Source organism: Micromonospora nigra (assembly GCF_900091585.1).
Taxonomy (GTDB): Bacteria; Actinomycetota; Actinomycetes; order Mycobacteriales; family Micromonosporaceae; genus Micromonospora; species Micromonospora nigra.
The window spans coordinates 3,691,392-3,711,473 of sequence record NZ_FMHT01000003.1; the positions used below are offsets into that span (position 1 = coordinate 3,691,392).

Here is a 20,082-nt window from a genome sequence, read left to right on the forward strand (position 1 = left end):
GTGCCCGTCGGGGATGTCTCCTTTCCGTCTGACAGGGTCAGAGCGTGACCGCGAGCAGTCGCTGGTCGGCGTCGATGGCGGCGAGCAGGCGGTGGGCCTGTTCGAGGTAGGCCACCCGGTCGGCCATGGCGTCGCTGGCCGGGGCCAGCTTCGCCCCCTCGGCGGTGATCAGCGCGTCGCCCGCGACCGCGGTCAGGGCGCTGTGGTGCTGGTAGGCCATGCAGCCGGCCTGGTACATCTCCAGCTCGCCGAGGGCGAGCTGCCCGGCGCCGTAGGTGGCGGCGTTGTGCATCCGGATCGCGTTGACCCGGGGCTGGTGGTGGAAGTCCGCGACGGCCTTGTCCCACGGGTACTCCTGCGGGTCCGCCAGGTGGCGGGCCTCGTAGACGTGCCACGCGGTGGCGTTGCGGGTGCCGTGCACGACCCGGCTGAACAGTTGGTGGCGGATGCCCGCCCCCACACCGACGGCCTGGCGCATGCCGGTCAGGTCCAGCAGCCGCGCCGGCCCGCCCACGCAGAAGGCAGGACGGCCCTTGCGCAGTCCGAACATCTGGCGGCGCTGCCAGAGACGCAGCGCGGGGCTGGCCCAGAAACGGGGCGACAGCGTGCCCCGCACGCCGAAGTTACGGTCGAGCTGGTGTGCCGTCAGCGCCTCACGGGGCAGGTCGCCCGGCACACAGACGATCATGGTGCGGATCGTCGCCGTCGGTGTGACAGCCGGCTCGGTGACCTTGCGGGTCGGGTTCTTGGCCATGAGGGGTCCTCCTTGCAGATCGGCGCGTCAGGGCGCGCGAAGATGACCGGCCCACCGGGTGCGTGGGTCGGTTGCGGGCAGAGGTGTGGTGCGGGTTGGTGCGGTGCGACCTGGGGTCGCCGCACGGCGCGGCGCCGACCGGCCCCGGGTGGGGCGGGTGGGCGTGGCGCACCGGTAGGTGCGGCGGTGGTTCCGAGGTGGGACCGGACCGGGGTGGAAATGTATGAGGTGGTGTTGGTGCAGTGAACGGTAGCGGCGTGTTCTGTCAGGCCGATCCGACGAATTGACCGTCAGAAAGTGGGGTTGACCTGCGCTGTGAGGCACTCCGGCTCGTGGCGGAGCCGTCGTCGGCGCGGACGCTGTGAGACGCCACGACCCTCACAAACGATCTTGCTCGGTGGCGGACGTCGATGACAGTCGGCCTGCCGGAGGTGCTCAGTCTGGCAGCTGTCGGCGTACGAGTTCCGGTGCAGAGTCGAGTACGCCAACGTGCAGAGGTCGGGGCGCGGAGAATTCGGGAGGCTGCGACGGCGGCCGGACGACGACCCATGTCCGATACCCACGATGAGTAATCGGTGGACGTGGGCTGATGCCCAACAGCGGCAGGAGCGTGCACCGATCAGGGCGACGGAACCGGGCCCAGCATGCGAAGCCTGGTGCGGGCTGACGCTGTCGTCGGCATCTTCGACTATGACCGGCCGCCGAGCAGCTGCGGGGTGCTCAGGGCCGTCGGGAGTCGAGCAGCGCGATCCTGCGTGCCCCGGCCGTACGTCGGTAGCTGGCGTCGAGTAGCTCGCCGACCTCGTCCCAGCCGGTGTCATCGGTGAGGTCCACGCCGACCCACCCGTAGGCCCCTAGGTAGGCCGGCACGAAGCAACGGTCTTCCGCCAGCAGCGCCGTGCGCTCTTCGGGGTCGACCAGCACGATCACCGACTGTTCGTGCTGTTGATAGACGCCGTCGACCTTCACCGATCCCCCGTAGTAGGCGAAGACTTTGGTGGTGTAGAAGGCGGGACGCCCATGGGAGACCTTCTCGGCCGCGTCGGGGAAGGCCAGGGCGAGCGTCCGCAGCCGGCCCAGGAGCGGGTCTGCCTCGTCAAACATGATGGGGTGCGGCATACCCAGAAGGTAAGCACATCCTGGGCGGCCACGGCGCCCTGCACCACGCGCCTCGCGGCATTTCCGGGCGTCGCGGGACAGCATGGGTAACACAGAGCGTGACGGCCCTGCAGACGCGCGATTAGCTCACCGAAGAGTTGCGGACTTCCGCGCAGCGGTCGCAGTTGTCGGCGCCGACTGTCGGCCCCAGTGGCCCGCACGGCGGGCGCAGGATCCGCCGACCGAAGCGGGGGATACGGTGAATAATTAACAATCCGACGATGAGGCTGCAAATGATCAATGTCCAGGAGTTCGCGCGACGGCTGAGCACTCTCGGAGCTGATGCGTTCACCAGCGACGACGTCGTGGACCTGGCGACCGCGGCCGATGTTCGCATCAGCGCAGACGTCGAGATCGACGCCACCCTGGCGCAGCGCTTGCTCGACCAGATCTCGCCCACCCTGCCGGTCACTGGGGCCCAGATCGCGGCGTCGCAATGGCCGCCACCGAAGTCTTCCCGTCCTGCAGCGCCTTCGGTGTCGTTCTCCAGCCCTGGTGCCGTCGACGGACCGGCTGATCAGCCGACCCGACCCCGCAGTTCTAGGTCTGCGGGTAGCGGTCGGCGACCCGGCTCCCGACGAACTGGCAGGTGAAACTGCAGTCCCAGCTTTTTCAGCGACCGCCAGACTGCTCGCCGCAGCCGTCGACTACGACGCGAGCTGCGAACCCAACTCTCGCCACCATCATCGGCTGAACTTCGTCCTCCTGTCCGGCTCCGTACGCCCGGGCAGGCTCGACGCACGGTGATCCCGGTAAAGCATGCGGATCGCGGCAGTAGCGGACGTTGGCCGCTGCTTGATCGGGGTGGGTAGGCCGCCTGTCAGCCGCAGACCGTTCGGTGCTACCGGCCTGCCGCTGGCTGCCGTTCGTGCGTGACAGCGGCCGATACGATGCGGGAGTGACCGAGTCGGACCTGAGCCCTGCCAAGAAGCCGTGGTTACCGCCCCGTTGGTTCATTCGGTTCTTCTGGTCGGCGCATCGGGGCGTGTTCCGGCGTTCGGGCGGCCGTGTCGGACTGTCGCGTCCGCGCGGCAATCGGTATGGAATGCTGCGCCTGACCACCGTCGGGCGTCGCACCGGCCAGCAGCGCAGCGTGATCCTCGGGTACTTCGAGGACGGCGAGAATCTGGTCTCGCTGGCCATGAACGGCTGGGGGGAGCCCGAGCCGGCCTGGTGGCTCAATCTGCAGGCACACCCGGACGTGACCGTTGACCTGGTCGACGGGCCGCGGCCGGTGCGTGGTCACGCTGCGACAGACGGCGAACGATCGCGGCTGTGGGCCCGCTGGCGTGAGATCGACAAGAACCTGGATGGCTATGCCGCGCGGCGGTCGTCCGAAACTGCGGTGGTGGTCCTGGTGCCCCGGCCAGGCACGTCTGAGGCGTCGCGGGGGACCTGATCGACTGGCTTTGCTGGATGGGCTGATCAATCACGTGTTGATGGGCTGCGACTGTCGAGCCGAGGTCGACCGTAGCGCCAGGTAGCGAGCTGGTTGCGGCATGAGCGTGTGTCTACCGCTGGAGGTGCACACGAGGGCCACGATCGTCACGAGGCGGCGCCGTAGCCCGCATCACCGTCGTTGGTGCATCATGGTCTCTCATGTTCGTGGATCAGCGGCAATTTCCGTTCCTGGCCGGTCTTCGGGCACGGTGGGAGGCCATCCGGGATGAGTGCCTTGCGCTGCCGCGGGAGACCTATCAGCCGTGGGTGCAACGCGAGATGTACGGCCAGGGCTGGAGCGTGTACGGGCTTGTCGCCTTCGGGGAACGAATTGAGGAGGCGCTCGAAGCTTGCCCGAACACTGCCTCCGCGTTGACGAAGGTTCCTCGCCTGACGACCGCTGGATTTTCTCGGATGGCTCCTGGCACCCAGATCAAGCCACATCAGGGGTGGGTGACGACCGTTTACCGCGCGCATCTCGGGCTGGTCGTGCCTGAGGACTGCGCACTGCGAGTGGGCGACGAAACCCGGCAGTGGCGCGAAGGCAAGACCTTGGTCTTCGACGACACTGTCACGCATAAGGCGTGGAACTACGGCTCCAGCGACCGCGTCGTGCTCTTGTTTGATTTCGCCCGTCCTGGCTACGAGGACATGCCGCAGGACGAACTGCCGGCCTCGGTGGCAGGCTTCGTACGACGCGGTGGATGAGCGAGACACCCCAGCGCACCTTCACGCGCCCTGTCTATCCCGCCGTTCCGAGAACCTGGCCGAACGCCGGGTGAGCACTGCAGCATCCGAGGGCATCACGCTCCGCGCAGCGCCGTACGCGGCAGATTCGGATGTAGAAAGCCTTGTTCTTCTTGGCGGTCTGGGTGCCTGCCCGGTCTGCCAGAATGCGCGGCATGGAAGCTCAGGATCTGGAGCGTGCCGTCCGAATGATGGGCGAGGTCCTCGAACCGCTTTCGGCCCACGACTGGTCGGTCGCCGCTGGCACCCTCGACTGGACGTGCCGAGAGACGCTCGCCCACATCGGCCATGATTTGCTTGCGTACGCGGCTCAAGTGGCGGGCCGGGTACAGGATGCATACCTGCCGTTGGATCTGGTGATCCGCGACGATGCGCCGGTGTCAGACGTGTTGCTCGCTGTCGAGGCATGCGGCGGACTGCTCGTCGCGGCGCTGCGGGCCGCAGGGCCGGATACGCGGGCGTGGCACTTCGGGTCCTGCGACGTCAGCGGGTTCGCAGCGCTCGGCGTCGCTGAGGTCGTGCTCCACACGTACGACATCACCCGGGGCCTGAAAGTGAACTGGTGGCCACCCGCGAAGTTCAGCACACGCATCCTGGCTCGGCTGGCTCCGGATGCGACGACCCAGCAGCGGCAGAAGACGGGAAAACGGGAGCACGCTTCGCACGTTCTGCTCCGGCACACTGGACGCCTCGGCGATGTGGGCCCGTGGCAATGGCGCATCATGCCGGACAAGCAACGGGTAGCTACGGAAAACGCCGGGGCCGACGGTGCTCGTCGCACCCACTCGGTAGCGGATCCAAACGTCCGAGAACGCCTCGCCGTAATCCACAAGCCGACGGAGGACAGTCCCGTACAACGGGATCCCGTAGCCACACGAGCCATGAGTGCAGACGATGACGACCTGGGTCGCCGCCGGGTGGACTGGCTATACCAATACACCTCGCTGAAGAACGTCATCGCGGCGGTCCGCGATGTTCCCTACACCTGTCCGTGCTGCGGCCACGCCACGTTGTCGGAGCGAGGGAGCTACGAAATCTGCGATGAGTGCTCGTGGGAGGATGATGGCCAGGACAACCACGACAGCGCAGTCGTCAGGGGCGGGCCGAACGGCAGTTTGAGCCTCGACGAGGCCCGGGTCCAGTACATCCGAAAGGGCCGGGGCCGGACGCCACAGCCGCATCTCCCGCCGAGCGAGCCTACGTAACGCCAGGCTCCAGCCGCTCTATGCAGTTAACTCTCATCGGCATGTGCGGACGTCACCTGCGCTCGGCAAACGTGACTGTTCTCGTAGACGAGGCTTTCGGTGCGCTGGCAGCGCCTTGTCGTCAGCTCGCCATTGAGTTTGCGGGTGTCGATGGCCGCTGTGTACTCGGTGCGTACGCGGCTTTGGACTGCAGCTCGTACGCCGACAGTAGGTTGCAGCGCGTAGGCGGTGTGGGGCTCTACGGGTGGTCGAAGCGCTGTGGGTTGGTGACGGTGTCGGGGCCGTGGTCGCAGGGCAGCTCGTGCAGGTGGCGCCGGTGGGTGGGGTCCGACGCGAGAGTCCAGACCCGGCCCGCCGGATCGGGGCCGTGCACGGCGGTGGCGATGGGGCTGGCGCTGCGGAGTCCGGCGAGTACGCCGAGGAGGCTGGTTTCGCGGCGTCGGCTGGGGACCCAGAACAGCACGGGGTAGCGGGGGCCGATGGTGGTGAGGCGTTCGTAGCCGCGCAGTTTGGCCACGACGCGGGCGAGGTTTTCGGTGTCGTTGTCGTGTTCGAGGAAGAAGCCGGTGGAGGTGTCGCCGAGGGTCCAGACGCCGTGTCCGTCGGGGCGGATGCCTGCTTGGGCGTAGACGGTGGTGGCGTGTTGTTCGGACCACCAGCGGGAAAGTTGGGTGTCGGGTGTGTGGCGGGCGGTGGCGATGAGGTCGGTGAAGAACTGGTTGACGCCGAGCAGGTGGTTGACCTGTCCGCTGGCGGCGATCCGTTTGGCGCGTTCCAGGGAGCTGCGTGGTGCTGTGCCGCCGAGCCCGTTGGGGTCGTGGTAGGCGGTGGGGTGTAGTTGCAGTCCGATGGGGCCGAGGGTGTAGAGCAGTGATCCGTAGCGGCCGTGGGTGCCGCTGCGGCCGAAGCGGTGCAGCACGTCGAGGCGGTGCAGGATGGTCAGCCGTCGTTGGGCGGTGCGGCGGGTGTCGAAGAAGGCGTTGGTGATCTGGTCGGTGGACAGCAGGTAGTGCTCGGCGAGCAGCTTGAGGAGGGCGTGGTCGCGGGGGACGATGCGACCGAAGACCGCGAGCGGATCCGGTTTGCCGGAGGGGACACGGGAGTACACGGTGGTTGCTCCTTGGCAGGGATGGGTGCCCCTCCCGATCGGGAGGGGTGTCTGGAACGGGGGAGGTCGGTGCGCGGCGTCTGTCAGGGGCGTGTGCGGCACTGACAGGCCAGGTCAGCACTGTGCTGCGGGTGCCGGTCGGTCACCGGTGGCGAGCCGGGTGGCGAGCCGCTGCGCGGCCCGGGTGACGCCACCGGCTGACAGTGACGTCAGGTCCGGTTGCTTTTCGGGCGGGGGCGGCGTTGGTCGGGTTTGCGGCTGAGTCGTTCGACGAGGTCGTCGACGGCGCTGGTGTCCTGGGCGGGTACCGCCGCGGCGGCGGCCTGGCGGATGGCGGTCGCCTCGCCGACGATCGGCTTCGGTGGTTGGGTCTTCATGGTGAACGCGGGTGTCTGGCGGCCGTTGACGACCAGTCGTGCGGCGGCGGTGTACGCGTCGAGGTGGGCGAGGTCGTGTTCGCCCAGTTCCGGCTGGGTGTGCCGGGACAGCACTTTCGCGTCTTCTGGCGCGACGGTGAAGTAAATCTTGTTGCGGGCGTTGGCTGACGCTGCGGCGAGGAGGTCGCGGGGGAACTGGGCCAAATCTTGGTGGGCGAGTACGAGCGACAGCCGGTACTTGCGGGCCTCGGCGAGCATCGTGTCCAGGCTGTTGGCCAGGGTGAGGAAGTTCTGGGCTTCGTCGATGATCAGGGTGGCGTCGCGGCGTCGGTCGGGTGCGATGCCGGCGCGGGCGGTGGCGGCCTGCCACACCTGGGCGAGGATCAGGGAGCCGAGCAGCCGGCTGGTGTCCTCGCCGAGCACGCCCTTGGGGATCCGGACGAGCAGGACGCCGCCGTTGAGGACGCGGCCCATGTCGAAGCTCGAGCGGGGGTAGCGCATGGTGCGTTTGACGAAGTCGCGTAGCAGGAAGGCCCGCAGCCGGGCGAGGACAGGTCCGATGACCTGCGAGCGGAGGCTGTCGTTGAGGCTGTCGTACCACTGCCAGAAGCCGCTGAGCCCGGCCGGGTCGTCCAGGTCCACCGTCATGGCGGAGCGGAACTGAGGGCTGTTGAGCAGCGGGGGGATGTGTTGCAGGGTCACGTTGTGGTGGCGTAGCAGGGTCAGGCAGGCCACCCGCATGACGTCGTCCATCCGCGGTCCCCACGCTTTGGCGAAGATGTTGCCGAAGATCGATACGAGGTTGTCGACGACCAGGTCGGGGTCGTCGCCTTCGAGGGGGTTCAGCGTCGGGGGGTTGTCCTGGTCGGGGTCGAAGAGCACGACGCGGTCGGCGGTGGTGGCGGGGAGCCGGTCGAGGATGTCCAGGACGAGGTCGCCGTGCGGGTCGATGACGACGGTGCCGCGGCCGGCTTTGATGTCGTCGAGGGCCATGTTGACCAGCAGTGTGGTCTTGCCGGAGCCGGTGGAGCCGATCACATGCATGTGATACCTCGCGTCGGGCACGGACAGCCCGACGCTGTGGCCGCCGATTTCGGCGTCGCCGAGCATCTTCACGCCACGCCCACCTGCGGGGATGGCGACCGGTGCCGGCATGGACGCCGCCCGCGCCCGGTCGAGGCCGGGCACGGCGAGATCTTGTGGCAGGGCTGCGAGGGTGGCCAGTTCCGGGGCGGAGGTGAGGAATCCGGGGCCGAGGCGGCGGGCGGCGAGGACGGCCACCGGGGTGGGCATGCAAGCGCGGTGGGTGAGTCGGTTGCGGCCGGTGTGGATGGCGAAGGCCGAGGCGAGGGTGTCGGCGATGCCCCGCAGCCGGCCGGTCGGGTCGGCGCTGGGGCGTCGGTTGGTGGTGGCGACGGCGTAGCGGATGCCGGTCTGCCACAGCGGGTGTGCCGTCTTGTCCAGGATCGCCCGGACATCACGCTCGACGGTGGGATCCCGACGGGCGGTGGGTGCCGTAGCGCGGCCAGTGCCGCCGCTGCCGGGCAGGAACACCTCCAGGAGCCACAGCACCGGCACCACCGGGTTGATCGCCGGTACGGCGCTCTTGCCGGACCGTAGCCGTCCGGCGGCACTGCGGGCCCGCGCGGCCCGTCGGGGTGTGGCGGGGCGGGCGAGGATCTGCACGCAGGCGTACTCGTGGGGTGTGAGCTGGGAGCCGGCCGCCATCAGAGGGCGCAGCGGGTCGGTGTCGTGGTCGGTGGACAGGGGCAGCCACTCCGCGTGTACGGGCAGCAGGTGCCCACCGGCTGCGGGGCGGGCGTCCAGGGGTATCGGCGGCGGGGGGTTGGTGTCGGTGGTGGTGGCTGAGCCGGGCCACGCGGCCCGCACCGCGGCCTCGACCGCCCCAGGCGGAATGGTGCCGGGTACCCAGATCGAGATGAGCAGCTGCCGGCCGGTCCAGGTGTACTGCCACACGACGTGCGGGGTGCCGTAAAGGAGGCGGCGGCGCCGTGACGGGGTCAGCACGCCGGCCAGGTTCGCCCACAACGCTGGCGCGCTGTGCGGGTCGACCTCCGGCGGCGGCGCGATCGTCACGAGGCGCGCGCCGCGGGCGTGGTGGCGGTGCCGGCAAATCTCGACCAGGTTGCGGGCCGCGATCCACACGATCAGACCGCCGGCGGCGACAGCCGCCAGCCACGGCCGCTGTGTCGCCCATACGGCGGCGTCGAGCAGCGCGGCCGCAGGTCCGGTGGGGGGCGGAATAGGGCCGGCGCCCGGCCCGAACGTGGGGCCGGGCGCCGGTGGCGACGCTACGAGCGCTGCTCTGAGGGCTTCGGTTGGTGGTGTCACAGGTCGTCTTCTTCCTCGTCGAGGTCGGCCAGTTCGGCCGGGTCGGTGGTGCACAGGGCGTGCTCGGTGTCTGAGGAGATCGACTCGAAGCTGGTCCTGCTCACTCCGCAGATCAGCAGTCCCTGGCCGCGGCGGGCGGACAGCAGCAGCCGCCGTTCGCCGTCGGTGAGTCCGAACGCCTCGCCGACGGCGTCGATGGCCTGCGGCGCCTGCCGCAGCAGCACCTGGGTGGAGGCGTTGGACACCACCGCCTGGCCGAGGTCGGTGCTCAGCACGTCGGCGGCGTCCTGGGTGATGACGGTCAGGCCGGCGTTGCGTTTGCGTGCCGCCTTCGACATGCGGAACAGGAAGCGGGCCCCTTCGCCGTCGCGCATCAGCAGCCACGCCTCGTCGACCACCACGAGCCGCCGCCGTGGTGGGCGGGTGGGTGCGTCGACGGTGCGCCAGATCGCGTCGAGGGCGAGCAGGGTGCCGACGGTGCGTAGTTCGTCGGGCAGGTGCCGCAGCGACCACACGACCAGGTGTCCGACCGGGGCCTGGGTGCTCGGTGCGTCGAACAGGTCGGCGAAGCTGCCCTGCACCCACGGCGCGAGCCGAGCGGCCAGATTCCCGGCCGCCGGGTCGTCGTCGGCGTGCAGCGTGGCGGCCAGGTCGCGCAGCAGCGGCGCGGGCCGGTGGTGCGTGGCCGGGTCGGCGGTGATGCCCGCTTGCCGGTAGGTGGCGAGGATCGCCCGGTCCAGCGCGGCCCGCTCCGCCGGTGGCGGCTGATGACCGAGCAGCACGCTGACCAGGGTGTGCAGGAACAGGCCGCGGCGGGTCAGCGTGTCGGGACGCCGGTCACCGACCGGCAGGTCCAGGGGATTGATCTTCACGCCGGGCAGACCCAACCGGACGACGCTGCCGCCGACCGCGTCGGCCAGTCGCAGGTACTCGTCCTCGGGGTCCACCACCGCGACCTGCACCCCCTGGTAGAGGTTGCGCAGGATCTCCAGCTTCACGAAGTACGACTTCCCCGCCCCACTTCTCGCCAGGACGATCGAGTTGTGGTTCTCCTGCGCCCAGCGGTCCCACCACACGATCCCCGAACTGGCGGGGGTGATCCCGTAGAGGACACCGCCGGTGGCAGGCGGGTCGCCGGGCAGCGGGGCGGGCAGGTCCGGACTCGACAGCGGAAACGCGGCGGCGAGGGCCTGGGTGTCCATGGTGCGCAGCATCCGCAGCCCGTCCGTCGCCAGGGGCAGGGTGGTGGTCCAGCCGGGAAGCTGCCGCCAGGTTGCGGGCTGTACTTCCAGGAGGGTGGACGCGGCGGCGGCCCGGACCTGCGCGCACGCCTCCAGTAGTTCCTCTTCGGTGCGGGCGTGCACGGTCAGGTACAGGCCGACGCGGAACAGCTTCGCCGCGCCTCTGGCCAGCCGTTCGGCCAGGTCACCGGCGTCGTGGGCGGCGGCGTCGACGTAGGGGTCGGCGAGCTTGCCGCGCTCGGAGTCGGCCCGCCGGGACGACTCCAACCGTGCTCGCTGGGTGCGCAGCCGGGCGGCGGCGATCGACGCCGGCAGCGGCTCGATGTGCAGCGCGAGGTCGAGCCGACCCGGCCACGACAGCAGCGGCTCCAGCCACGCAGGTCCCACCTCGGCCGGGTAGCCCGTCACCACCAGGGTGGCGGCGTAGCCGTCGCCGACACGCAGCCACCGGGGCGTGACCTCGACGGCGGCTGGCGCGACCGCCGACGCCAGCGACCCCGACCGCGGCTGTCCGCCGTCACCGCCGGACCGTCTTGTTCTGATCATGACCTTCTCCTGTCCGTGCGGGTACGGGATGGGGTGGCCGCGGTGATGACGGCGTCGGGTGCGGCCAGGCCGCCGGGACGCGGCGGCCGATACGGGTCGGCCGCGCAGGCCAGGGCGGCGGTGACCGCCGGGCCGTCCAGCACCCGTGGGGTCACCCCGAGACCGGACAGAGCGCGGACGGTGTCGTCGGCGCGGCGCCGCGCGGCATGCAGGCCGCGCTCGCCTGCCGCCGAGCGGGTGACGACCAGGACCTGCCGGCGCAGCGGGTCGCGGCGGGCGGCGAGGTCGCCGAGGAACTCGGCGTGGTCGGCGCACGCCGCCCGCAGCCGCGGGTGCGGCTGGGCGTGCGCGGCGGCGGCGAGGGCCCGGCTGTGGGAGGCCAGATCGACCGGTTGCGCGGACACGACGATCTGCGTCGGCGTCGACAGGCTGTTGAGCCACCGCCCCCAGCCGTCAATCAAAGCCGTCTGCTCGGCGGGAGTGCGCAGCGCGAGGTTCACGGTGGTGGTGCCGACGATCGCCGCCCGCGCGTCGCCGAGGCTGACCTGCCCGTCGTCGTCGATGGCGTCGGCGGGCAGCCGCAACGGTGCCGGCAGCGGCATCCGACCGGCCTGGGGGGTCTCGATCCAGTCCGGCGACACGCCACCGGTCGTCGAGGTGGACAGCGACCGGGGGGTCCGGATGTGGCCGATGGCGTGCAGCAGCCACACATCCAGGGACAGGCCGTCGCGGCGGCCGAGCGCCAGGCCGATGACCAGCCCGCCGAGCACCACCCCAGCACCGACGAGGAGCGGTGTCGGCACGACGTCGTGCAGCGCGTGCCACGCGGTGTAGAACAGCAGCGCGCCGGCGGCGACGACGGCCAGTTGGTGGAAGGTCAGGCCGTAGGCGACCTTGTCGGGTGCGTCGACGTCGGCGGGCATCCGCGCCCTCGTCGGCGGTTCGGATTCGGGTCGGGTCATCTGATGGTCCTCCGAAGGGTGTTCAGGCCGGGGACGGTGCGGGCGAGGTGCTGCACCACGACGACGCGGACGACCGCGCCGAGCATGTTGCTCGTGCCGCGTCCGGTCTGGCCCGCCCAGCGGGCCATCAGCGCGGGGATCTTGACGGTGGTCCACAGCAGCACCACCACGACCAGGAGGTTCAGCGTGCCGCCCGGGTCGACGGGCAGGCCGAACACGGGCAGCATGGCCGCCGGGTCGAGCAGTGTCTGCTTGCCCGCGGTGAGGAAGAACGCCTGGGCCACGGGTATCGCCAGGCATCCGGTGTAGGCGCGCCACCACAGCCGGGCGAGGCCGTCGGTCTGCGGCAGCGCGTGACAGGCCAGCGCCAGCGGCGCGATGCTCGTCATCACCAGCAGCGCCACGAACCGGCCGATCAGCTGGAACGCCGTCGTCACCACCAGGACGGTGATGATGAGGATCAGAACCAGGAACAACAGCGGAACGGTGTGGTCCTGTGCCGCCGTGAGGTGGGTGCGGATCGCGGTGAACGCGCCGCCGCCGTCGTGACCGCCCTCGCTGACCGCCGAGGTCAGGGCGTTGGCGACATCGATGAGCTGGGCGCAGGCCAACTGAGAGAAGTGCGCGGCGGTGAAACCGACGACCAGCCTCGGCAGGAGGTCCTTGACCGTGTAGCGGGACTGTTCGCCGCCGGCGACCATCACGAGCACACCGGCGGCGACGAACACCAACACGAAGACGGTGTCCACGATCCAGACCGACCGGCCGGTGAGTGCCTGCACCTGCGGCAGCGCGGTGACCTTCGGGGTGGTGAGCAGAATGCCGGTGATGAGGTCGAAGATCGCGGTGAGGCAGGCCAGGATCGCGGCGGTGAGCCAATCCAGGGCCTGGTCGAGGATCCATCCCATGACGCTCAGCCCCCGACGATGCCCTGGATGACCTTCAGCAGGATCGGTGCAAGAACGGCCAGTCCGTAGCCGATCAGCGCGTTGCGCAAGGCGAGCTTGGCCTTCTCCACCTGCGACGGGTCACCACCGGCGGTGGCCCAGTACACGCCGGCCAGGACGAGGAACAGGGTGGCGATCGCGGCCAGCAGGCTCATGACCCAGGCCTGCAGGTTCGCGATCACCACCGGCAGCGAGTTCGCCGCCAGGTAGACGGCCCCGCCCGCATCGGCGTACGCGGCGGCAGGCACGGCGAGCGACAGGCCGACACCGGCCAGCGGCACGGCGACACGGAGTGCGATACGAACGACTCGCGGGATCCGGACAGTGTGATGTGGGGTACGGGACATCGCGGTTCACCTCCCGCCGAGCCCCGGCCACGAACAGGTCGTGGTCGGGGCACGGCGATGCTCGAAACGGTCCGATGGGACCGCCGCCGGGCGCAGGCGAGAAGCGCACGAACCGCGTGAACCCCGGGAGGAGCTCGTCCTCCCTCATGGGTGGGTTGCGGTCATCAATGTGGTGTCAGCGCATCAACGTGGCGCGGCACCCGAGGCACGCGGATCGCGGCTGCTCGTGTCGCCCGGCGGCGGGCGGGACCAGCGAGCGGTACAGCTCGAAAGTCCCACACCCCCAAACCGGCAGTTGTGAGCCCTGACGAACACTTGACACGCTCACACGGCCCTGGCACGGGCTCACAGCGCAGGTCAGAGCATGTTTCGCCCCGACGACAGCGTGACCGAGGGACAAGGACTCACAGACGCAACGGCGCCGGTTGCCCTTGGCGGTGTGAGCACCACGAGGGCTCACAGCTGATGGCAAGGTCGCCCGCGTGGTTCGCATGATGACGACGGCGAAAGGGTCTATCTCGCGGAGCGCGCCGGGCCGAGCCGCGGCGCGCCGCGCAACCAACGCGGGGCAGATCGACGGAGAATCCGGCTGTCGGCGCCGCCTCAGTCGTCAGGCGGAGCCGATACCAGCGTTGGCCTTCTCCATCGATCTGCCCAGCGCAACGCGCTCTCCGCCGACCAGCTGCACTCGAAGCGAGGAGGAGGGGTGCGCCTGGCAGCGTTTGTCCACCTGTTTCGAGTAATGCTCCCGTAGAGCGGCGGTGCTCTATCGATCAGTGGCGGTGAACTGGGCGTTCAGGAGGTACAGGTATGCGTGAACCGACCTGCTGGATGCCGTCCTGTCGTCGGCCTGGCAGTTGAGCCTCAGCCGAAGCGCGCCGTCGAGGGGGATCGAAACCTTCCGCGGGTTGCCGATGGTGACCTCGACGTGGTTTCGAAGCGGCTGGCCATCGTGGTTGAGGAACTCGACGATGATCTTCGCCTGGGATGCTTGGGGGTCGTTGTCGTCGATCGCGAGGGTAGCGTCGAAGTGGCCCTGGCCTGCGGAGTTCCACTCGACGTGCCGCTTGCTGGTCTCACCACAGCCCATGCTGGGGCTGTCGGGGTATGCCACATTGCCGACGTGGGCGATCTCCAGGCCGGCGTAGTTGTTGCCGTCGCTCACCGGTTTCAGACTCGACAGGCGGGTGACGGCCGCGACACTGGCCGTCGGATCCGGCGAGGGAGTCGACTGGTCTGTCGGAGTCGGGGTCGGCTCAGACGTGCTCCAGGTGGTCGCCGGCGATGCGCTCGGAGTGTCCGGAGGTAGCGTGGCGGGAACAGACGGAACCGGTGCTGCCGCACCCGCCGGGCTCTGCCGCCCCGACGGCACTGATTCGTTGACGGTGAGGTAGACCGTCACGATGAGCGCGACCACAGTGGCTGTGGCGGAGATGGCGAACGGCCAGGGCACCTGTTTCGCCGTAAGCGCGCGGACGAAGGTCAGCACCATCGCGCCGATGCACCCGCAGATCACCAGGACAGCGATCCGTGACGTCCCCGACTCCACCTTGAAGAACAACGGCACGGCACCAAGCAAACCAAGGACCAGCCCGGAACCCCCGATCAAGCGATCCGACCCGCTCGTCGTGCTCGGTTGCACCACTGATGCAGGCGTTCCCGCGCCATGCCCTGATTGGGGTGAAAGGCTCTGCGGCATTCAACACTCCATCTTGCGGCCGAGACCACACAGGACGATAACAACGCGTCACAGAATACTGGCGATGAGTGGTGACGCATCGACCGTTTCCAACGCCATAGCGGCACGTTCTGCTGCCCTGCCAGCCCGCCCCATCTGGCCTGCCGGCCGACCATCTGCGCCTACTGGCCTTACGCAACGGGCGGCTCGTCGAGTGTGGCCACTGCCGACAGTTGTAGTAGGTGAGCCGACTTCCTCGCGGGCAGGTCGCCGCGTCAGGTACGCCCACTGACGGAGATGATTCGTCGTGAGCACCTCCCGGCGAGGTCTGACGACCGGCCCGGTTCTGGCAGCAGATCCCGACTACGTCCTGCAGGTCGTCGCCGAGAGAGAGGGCATCCGGCACCAGAAAAGGCCGTGGCCCGACGTTCGACGTCGGGCCACAGCCGTCTCGGCTGGCAGCGTCAGGCGGCTGCCGCAGCGTGCTGCCGCGGAGCTTCGCGTCGGGCGGCTGCGGCACGTCCTGCGCGGAGCCGACCGCGCTGCTCGGCTCGCTGCCGCAGTCGCACCGTGGTCTCCGGCGACGCGACCCCGGTCAAAAGCCCGTCGGCGAGGGCCTCGGCGACGCGACTGTCGATACGGGACAGTCGCATTCGCAGGGCGTCCACGCTGACACCGTTCGCGGCGGCGATGGGCTCGATCGCCCGGTGGCCGAGCCGCACGTCGATGTAGGGCTGCTCGTCATCGGGGTCGAGGATCCCGAGGGTCACCGCGCGGCGGACCAGGAGGTCCGGATGCCCATACGGCACGCGGGGGGTGCGGGGACCGGGGACGACGTGCTCGATGTCCTCCACCGGCAGGTACTCCTGCCGCTGCAGGCGCAGGTCCCGCCCGGCTCGCCACGCCGCTTTGCACAAGCCCGCGTACGGCGCGGGTTTGGTCAGGTCCGCCCGGTCGCGGAGCGCGGTCAGGAAGCCGGTCAGGATCTCGGCATCGATATCCGCCGGGTCGCCGTCGTAGCCCTCGCACAGCTGTGCCGCGTACTGCTGCAGCGCCGGCAACGCCATCCCGACCGCGGCGACGACCCAGTGCGGCCCGTCGAGCCGGGCGCGGCGGATCAGCTCCCGCCACACCTCGTCACGCGCCGTGTAGGCGCGGGGGTGTCGCAGCAGCCAGTCCCGCAGCGCGGGCAGCGGCATCACCGGCTGCGGGAGACCCGCGTCGGAAAAGAACGCCGTGCAGTCCAGAGCCAACGGCGCGGGCTCGCAGGTCAGCGCGGCGAAGGCGGTCGCCGCCGCGTCGAGGGCGGAAGCCGGCCAGGTCGTAGCGTCGGACACGTTCATGTCAACACTCCTGTGACAGTGAAGGGATGCGATTCCGTCGCCCGGGGATGTCACGGCGATCGGTGACATCGATTGCGCCACGCAGCGCTCACAAGGAAACGACAAAGCCGCTCAGGGCACTGTTCGTCGCCCTCGGCCCGATTTCTGTCAGTGGCTCGCCCGCACGACGTGCCATCGCCGCTGATCGTTGGCTGAGGATCTGACAAAGGCCGGGTGACCTGCGCTGTGACGCCCTGACAGAGCTTTCTGCCGAGCGATTCGGAGGCGGTGGCACAGGCTCACGCTGTGACCTGCGAGACGGCGTCAACGACCCTCGCCGCGGACACGTGCGCGCCCGCGGTGACAACCCGGCCGGCTCACCGCGCCGCTGTCACCGCTCGCTGCGGACGGCCCACGCGGACTCCTGACATACCCGTGACGTCGCGGGCAGGTTGTCACCGCTCGACATCGCGCACCCTTGTGACAGGCGACGCCGCACCGATGACATCGGCCACGACACGCGAAGGGCGACGACATCTCACAGCGCTGGTCGAGCTCTGATCCACGTCGACGACCGAAGGGTTCTCCGCACCGACACCGACGCCCGTCCGCGCCTTCTGTCAGTGACGCTGTGTCACTGACAGAAGGCGGGGTGCGGACGAAACCGGGCCGGTCTCGGTAGGCGGGTCGAGCGCTGTGAGCGCTTGTCAGTTCGGCAAGTGTTCGCCAGGGCTCACAAAGCCCGGTTTGGGGGTGTCAGCGCTTCACGGCGCGGCGCGGAGCCGACACCACATGAGCGAGCACACGCCGCACCCGCACCAGCCGGCCGACCACACCGAGCCAACCGAGGCCACACTCATCGACCTGATCGCCGGCGACCCGCCGGTACCGATCACGGTCTGGCGCACGGCCCGTACCAACGCCGACACGCACACCAGCCTGCCCACCCGCCTGGCCTACCGCCTCGTCGCCGCCTACAGCCGGCCCTCCGAGGCGGTCGTCGACCTCACCACCGACCACGCCCTGGCCCCGATCTGCGCCCAAGGCGGTCGCCAGCACCACCGCGCCTGGTTCACCGACAGCTCCCACCTAATCATCGGACCCGCGGCCACGACCAACACCAACCCGCCCACCGCCTCCGGCGAGCCGCAGGCCGGCGACGCCCAGGACCCGCCCGAGCTAATCGACTGGTTCGGCGACGACCTCACCGACCCCGACCTGCCCGACACCGACGCCACGGTCGTCCGCCCACCCGACAACGGTCCGCTGGACGCGGCCACCAGCCTCGTGGTCGCCTGCTGGCCGCTGCACGAGGCCGACACGACCGCCCGGGTCCGCCTCGCCCGGCTCCTCGCGGCCTGCGCGCGGCTGCTGCGCCCCGGCGGCTGCCTCGTCCTCGCCGTCGGCGTACCCGCCGGCACTCAGCCCACACCGGAGGACTTCGGCCCGCTCGTGGCCGCCGCCTCCCGCGCAGGGCTCGGCTACCTGCAGCACATCGTCGCCGTCGAGGCCGACACCGACGGCGACCAGTTCGTCTACTACCACAGCACGGACGAGGAACTGCTCACCCTGGCCCACGCCAACCCCGAGCAGTGGGCGGTCGCACATCTACGCGTGCACGCCGAACTGCTGGTCTTCACCCCACAGCAGATTCCCGCGGCCGGGTCGGGGCGGCGGCGCCACCGCGACGGCGGTGAGCGCCGTGCCTGAGCACACCACCACCGGACAGCCCGACCCGAACGATTCAGCAATCAACAGCCTCGCCGCCCGCGAGGACCACCCCGGCCGGCACCGCGAGCACGAAGACCCCCGTCGCGTCGAGGCCGACGGCCTGTCCGTCTGGGCCACCGCCCAGTCGACCGGTCCCGTCCAGCGGCGCGGCCGGTACGTGCCGGAATCGGTCAAGCATCCCGCCCGGATGCTCCCGGCGATCGCCGCCCACGCGATCGCCGCCTACACCCAGCCCGGCGATTTGATCCTGGACCCGATGTGCGGCATCGGCACCACCCTGGTCGAGGCCGTCCACGCCGGCCGAGACGCCTTCGGCATCGAGTACGAGCCGCGATGGTCGAACATCGCCGACGCCAACATCCGCCACGCCCACGACCAGGGCGCCACCGGACGGGCATCGGTCATCCGCGGCGACGCGACCCGACTGATGTCGCTGGTGCCGACGGCCCTCACCGGGCAGGTGGCGCTCGTGGTCACCTCGCCGCCGTACGGGCCGACCGTCCACGGCCTCGTCCGCCCCGGCGAGCACGGCGTCGTCAAGTACGACGACCGCTACAACGACGGCGAGGACAAGGGCAACCTCGCCTACCGCGACCTCACCGGCCTCGCCGACGGCTTCGCCCAGATCCTGGCCGGCTGCGCCACCCTGCTACGACCCGGCGGCGTCGTCGTGGTCACCGCCCGCCCGTGGCGCAAGCGCGGCGAACTGGTCGACCTGCCCAGCGCCGTCATCGCCGCCGGCCTGCGCGCCGGGCTCGTGCCGACCGAACGGTGCGTCGCCCTGCTGGCCGCCGTCCGCGACGGGCATCTCGTCGCCCGTCCGTCGTTCTTCCAACTCCAGCAGGTCCGCAAGGCCCGCTCGTCCGGGGTGCCGATGCACCTCATCGCCCACGAGGACGTCCTGATCTTCGCCAAGGCACTGGAGTCGCCGGAGGACGGAAGCGGGGTGGTCGCGTGAGCGCACCCACCCACCGCTATCTGTCCCTGGGCGCCGGCGTGCAGAGCTCCACGCTCCTGCTGCTCGCCGCCCAGGGCGCGATCCCCGGGTTCGGCGCGGCGATCTTCGCCGACACCGGCTGGGAACCGGCAGCGGTCTACCGGCATCTGGACCGCCTGACCGGCATCGCGCAGCACGCCGGCATCGAGGTCGTGCGCGTCAGCGCCGGTGACATCCGCGCTGACGCGCTCGACCCGGACCACAGGTTCGCCTCCATGCCTCTGTTCACCCTGGGACCCAACGGTGAGCGGGGCATGGCCCGCCGGCAGTGCACCGGCGAGTACAAGATCAAACCGATCAAGGCGGAGGTGCGGCGCCGGCTGGGCTACCCGCACCCGACACGGGTACCGGCCGGGCTCCGGGCGGAGATGGCGATCGGGATCAGCCTCGACGAGATTGGCCGGGCCCGCGATGCCGACGTCGGCTACATGCGCAACGTGCACCCGCTGCTCGACCTGGGCTGGCGGCGCACCGACTGCCTGCGCTTCCTGGCCGAGCACGGTCTTGCCGACACCCCGAAGTCGTCGTGCGTGGGCTGCCCGTTCCACGATGACGGCTTCTGGCTCGCCATGCGCGAGCACAGCCCGCGGGAGTGGGCGGACGCGGTCGCCTTCGACCGGGCCATCCGCAACGGCTCCGCGCGGGCCAACGCGGACGGGCACCCGCTGCGCGGCCAGTTCTTCCTGCACCGGCAGCGGGTGCCGCTCGATGAGGTGCGGCTGCGCCCACGCTCCCGGCCGGTGGACGCGCCTGGGTGTGGCCCGTGGACCTGCCCCCACGGCGAGCCGGTGACAGCCGACGCCGAACGTGGGGAGGTGACGTGAGCAGTGCCCACACCACCGCCCCCCGCGTCGGATCACTCTGCACCGGGTACGGCGGGCTCGACATGGCCGTCGAGTTGGTGCTCGGCGGCCGGCTCGCCTGGTACGCCGAAACCGACCGGCACGCCACCACCGTCCTCAGGCACCGCTGGCCCAGCATCCCCAACCTCGGTGACATCCGCACCATCGACTGGACCAAGGTCCAGCCGGTCGACATCGTTACCGCCGGATTCCCTTGCCTCAATGACACGCTGGGTGGGCCGTCTTCGGGCGGCGTTGACGCGGTAGCGGGTTGACTCATTCCCGTGCTGTCGCCCCGTGCGGCGCTGGGCGGTCGGTTCGTCGCCGT

General features: G+C 70.0%; 18 protein-coding genes. 8 read left to right on the forward strand and 10 right to left on the reverse strand.

The genetic code is table 11. The features are described 5' to 3' along the window. Positions 1 to 37: 37 nt before the first annotated feature. Together GA0070616_RS15895 and GA0070616_RS15900 are read right to left on the reverse strand one after the other, a co-directional pair. The gene (locus tag GA0070616_RS15895; RefSeq protein ID WP_091082709.1) at positions 38 to 754 is read right to left on the reverse strand and encodes a hypothetical protein; all 717 of its coding nucleotides are present in this window, start codon (positions 752 to 754) and stop codon (positions 38 to 40) included. 720 nt (positions 755 to 1,474) lie between these two features. Continuing rightward, the gene (locus tag GA0070616_RS15900; protein WP_091082712.1) at positions 1,475 to 1,873 is read right to left on the reverse strand and encodes an MmcQ/YjbR family DNA-binding protein; all 399 of its coding nucleotides are present in this window, start codon (positions 1,871 to 1,873) and stop codon (positions 1,475 to 1,477) included. Between the two features lie 260 nt (positions 1,874 to 2,133). Between GA0070616_RS15900 and GA0070616_RS27655 the strand changes: the two genes are divergently transcribed. The 4 genes from GA0070616_RS27655 (at position 2,134) to GA0070616_RS15915 (ending at position 5,304) form a co-directional block, all read left to right on the forward strand. Beyond that, positions 2,134 to 2,505, forward strand: a complete 372-nt coding sequence (locus GA0070616_RS27655; protein WP_139128915.1) for a hypothetical protein — start codon at positions 2,134 to 2,136, stop codon at positions 2,503 to 2,505. A 305-nt stretch (positions 2,506 to 2,810) separates the two neighbouring features. Next, entirely contained in the window at positions 2,811 to 3,311 is a 501-nt protein-coding gene (locus GA0070616_RS15905; RefSeq protein ID WP_245712790.1) for a nitroreductase/quinone reductase family protein, read from the forward strand. A 200-nt stretch (positions 3,312 to 3,511) separates the two neighbouring features. Further along, positions 3,512 to 4,060 carry an aspartyl/asparaginyl beta-hydroxylase domain-containing protein gene (locus GA0070616_RS15910; protein ID WP_091082714.1) on the forward strand — a complete coding sequence of 183 codons (549 nt, stop codon included), beginning with the start codon at positions 3,512 to 3,514 and terminating at the stop codon, positions 4,058 to 4,060. Between the two features lie 194 nt (positions 4,061 to 4,254). Beyond that, positions 4,255 to 5,304 carry a CPCC family cysteine-rich protein gene (locus tag GA0070616_RS15915; RefSeq protein WP_175440095.1) on the forward strand — a complete coding sequence of 350 codons (1,050 nt, stop codon included), beginning with the start codon at positions 4,255 to 4,257 and terminating at the stop codon, positions 5,302 to 5,304. Positions 5,305 to 5,542: 238 nt separating this feature from the next. Here the strand turns inward: GA0070616_RS15915 and GA0070616_RS15920 are convergent, their stop codons facing one another. From GA0070616_RS15920 to GA0070616_RS15955, 8 genes are all read right to left on the reverse strand, one after another. Next, the gene (locus GA0070616_RS15920) at positions 5,543 to 6,412 is read right to left on the reverse strand and encodes a replication-relaxation family protein (protein ID WP_091082717.1); all 870 of its coding nucleotides are present in this window, start codon (positions 6,410 to 6,412) and stop codon (positions 5,543 to 5,545) included. Positions 6,413 to 6,621: 209 nt separating this feature from the next. After that, the gene (locus tag GA0070616_RS15925; protein ID WP_091090912.1) at positions 6,622 to 9,054 is read right to left on the reverse strand and encodes a type IV secretory system conjugative DNA transfer family protein; all 2,433 of its coding nucleotides are present in this window, start codon (positions 9,052 to 9,054) and stop codon (positions 6,622 to 6,624) included. 83 nt (positions 9,055 to 9,137) lie between these two features. After that, entirely contained in the window at positions 9,138 to 10,928 is a 1,791-nt protein-coding gene (locus tag GA0070616_RS15930; RefSeq protein ID WP_091082719.1) for a VirB4 family type IV secretion system protein, read from the reverse strand. Further along, positions 10,925 to 11,890 (reverse strand): PrgI family protein, encoded by a 966-nt coding sequence (locus tag GA0070616_RS15935; RefSeq protein ID WP_245712791.1) that lies wholly within the window; start codon positions 11,888 to 11,890, stop codon positions 10,925 to 10,927. Before GA0070616_RS15935 ends, GA0070616_RS15930 begins: the two co-directional genes overlap by 4 nt. Beyond that, entirely contained in the window at positions 11,887 to 12,798 is a 912-nt protein-coding gene (locus tag GA0070616_RS15940) for a TrbL/VirB6 family protein (RefSeq protein WP_091082728.1), read from the reverse strand. The genes GA0070616_RS15935 and GA0070616_RS15940 overlap by 4 nt, the downstream gene beginning before the upstream one ends. Before the next feature lie 5 nt (positions 12,799 to 12,803). Then, entirely contained in the window at positions 12,804 to 13,184 is a 381-nt protein-coding gene (locus tag GA0070616_RS15945; RefSeq protein WP_091082732.1) for a pilin, read from the reverse strand. Between the two features lie 766 nt (positions 13,185 to 13,950). Next, a complete protein-coding gene (locus GA0070616_RS15950) occupies positions 13,951 to 14,751 on the reverse strand; it encodes an RAD23 family protein (RefSeq protein WP_139128917.1) in 801 nt (266 codons plus the stop codon). A 575-nt stretch (positions 14,752 to 15,326) separates the two neighbouring features. Then, positions 15,327 to 16,205, reverse strand: a complete 879-nt coding sequence (locus GA0070616_RS15955; RefSeq protein WP_091082737.1) for a hypothetical protein — start codon at positions 16,203 to 16,205, stop codon at positions 15,327 to 15,329. 771 nt (positions 16,206 to 16,976) lie between these two features. Between GA0070616_RS15955 and GA0070616_RS15960 the strand changes: the two genes are divergently transcribed. From GA0070616_RS15960 to GA0070616_RS15975, 4 genes are read left to right on the forward strand one after another with little or no spacing between them, the layout of a single operon-like run. After that, positions 16,977 to 17,894, forward strand: a complete 918-nt coding sequence (locus GA0070616_RS15960; RefSeq protein ID WP_091082739.1) for a hypothetical protein — start codon at positions 16,977 to 16,979, stop codon at positions 17,892 to 17,894. Continuing rightward, on the forward strand, positions 17,878 to 18,873 hold the full coding sequence (locus GA0070616_RS15965) for a TRM11 family SAM-dependent methyltransferase (RefSeq protein ID WP_175440096.1): 996 nt from the start codon (positions 17,878 to 17,880) through the stop codon (positions 18,871 to 18,873). The genes GA0070616_RS15960 and GA0070616_RS15965 overlap by 17 nt, the downstream gene beginning before the upstream one ends. Next, complete coding sequence (locus GA0070616_RS15970) at positions 18,870 to 19,736, forward strand: adenine nucleotide alpha hydrolase family protein (protein WP_091082741.1); 867 nt, start codon at positions 18,870 to 18,872, stop codon at positions 19,734 to 19,736. The genes GA0070616_RS15965 and GA0070616_RS15970 overlap by 4 nt, the downstream gene beginning before the upstream one ends. Continuing rightward, the gene (locus tag GA0070616_RS15975; RefSeq protein ID WP_245712792.1) at positions 19,733 to 20,029 is read left to right on the forward strand and encodes a DNA cytosine methyltransferase; all 297 of its coding nucleotides are present in this window, start codon (positions 19,733 to 19,735) and stop codon (positions 20,027 to 20,029) included. Before GA0070616_RS15970 ends, GA0070616_RS15975 begins: the two co-directional genes overlap by 4 nt. Positions 20,030 to 20,082: the final 53 nt, after the last annotated feature.

What these genes read in the sequence shown, in the direction of transcription:
- GA0070616_RS15955 (WP_091082737.1), bottom strand. Translation starts at nt 16,205, where the DNA reads ATGAACGTGTCCGACGCTACGACCTGGCCGGCTTCCGCCCTCGACGCG.
- GA0070616_RS15940 (WP_091082728.1), bottom strand. Translation starts at nt 12,798, where the DNA reads ATGGGATGGATCCTCGACCAGGCCCTGGATTGGCTCACCGCCGCGATC.
- GA0070616_RS15910 (WP_091082714.1), top strand. Translation starts at nt 3,512, where the DNA reads ATGTTCGTGGATCAGCGGCAATTTCCGTTCCTGGCCGGTCTTCGGGCA.
- GA0070616_RS15895 (WP_091082709.1), bottom strand. Translation starts at nt 754, where the DNA reads ATGGCCAAGAACCCGACCCGCAAGGTCACCGAGCCGGCTGTCACACCG.
- GA0070616_RS15945 (WP_091082732.1), bottom strand. Translation starts at nt 13,184, where the DNA reads ATGTCCCGTACCCCACATCACACTGTCCGGATCCCGCGAGTCGTTCGT.
- GA0070616_RS15930 (WP_091082719.1), bottom strand. Translation starts at nt 10,928, where the DNA reads ATGATCAGAACAAGACGGTCCGGCGGTGACGGCGGACAGCCGCGGTCG.
- GA0070616_RS15900 (WP_091082712.1), bottom strand. Translation starts at nt 1,873, where the DNA reads ATGCCGCACCCCATCATGTTTGACGAGGCAGACCCGCTCCTGGGCCGG.
- GA0070616_RS15915 (WP_175440095.1), top strand. Translation starts at nt 4,255, where the DNA reads ATGGAAGCTCAGGATCTGGAGCGTGCCGTCCGAATGATGGGCGAGGTC.
- GA0070616_RS27655 (WP_139128915.1), top strand. Translation starts at nt 2,134, where the DNA reads ATGAGGCTGCAAATGATCAATGTCCAGGAGTTCGCGCGACGGCTGAGC.
- GA0070616_RS15960 (WP_091082739.1), top strand. Translation starts at nt 16,977, where the DNA reads ATGAGCGAGCACACGCCGCACCCGCACCAGCCGGCCGACCACACCGAG.
- GA0070616_RS15935 (WP_245712791.1), bottom strand. Translation starts at nt 11,890, where the DNA reads ATGACCCGACCCGAATCCGAACCGCCGACGAGGGCGCGGATGCCCGCC.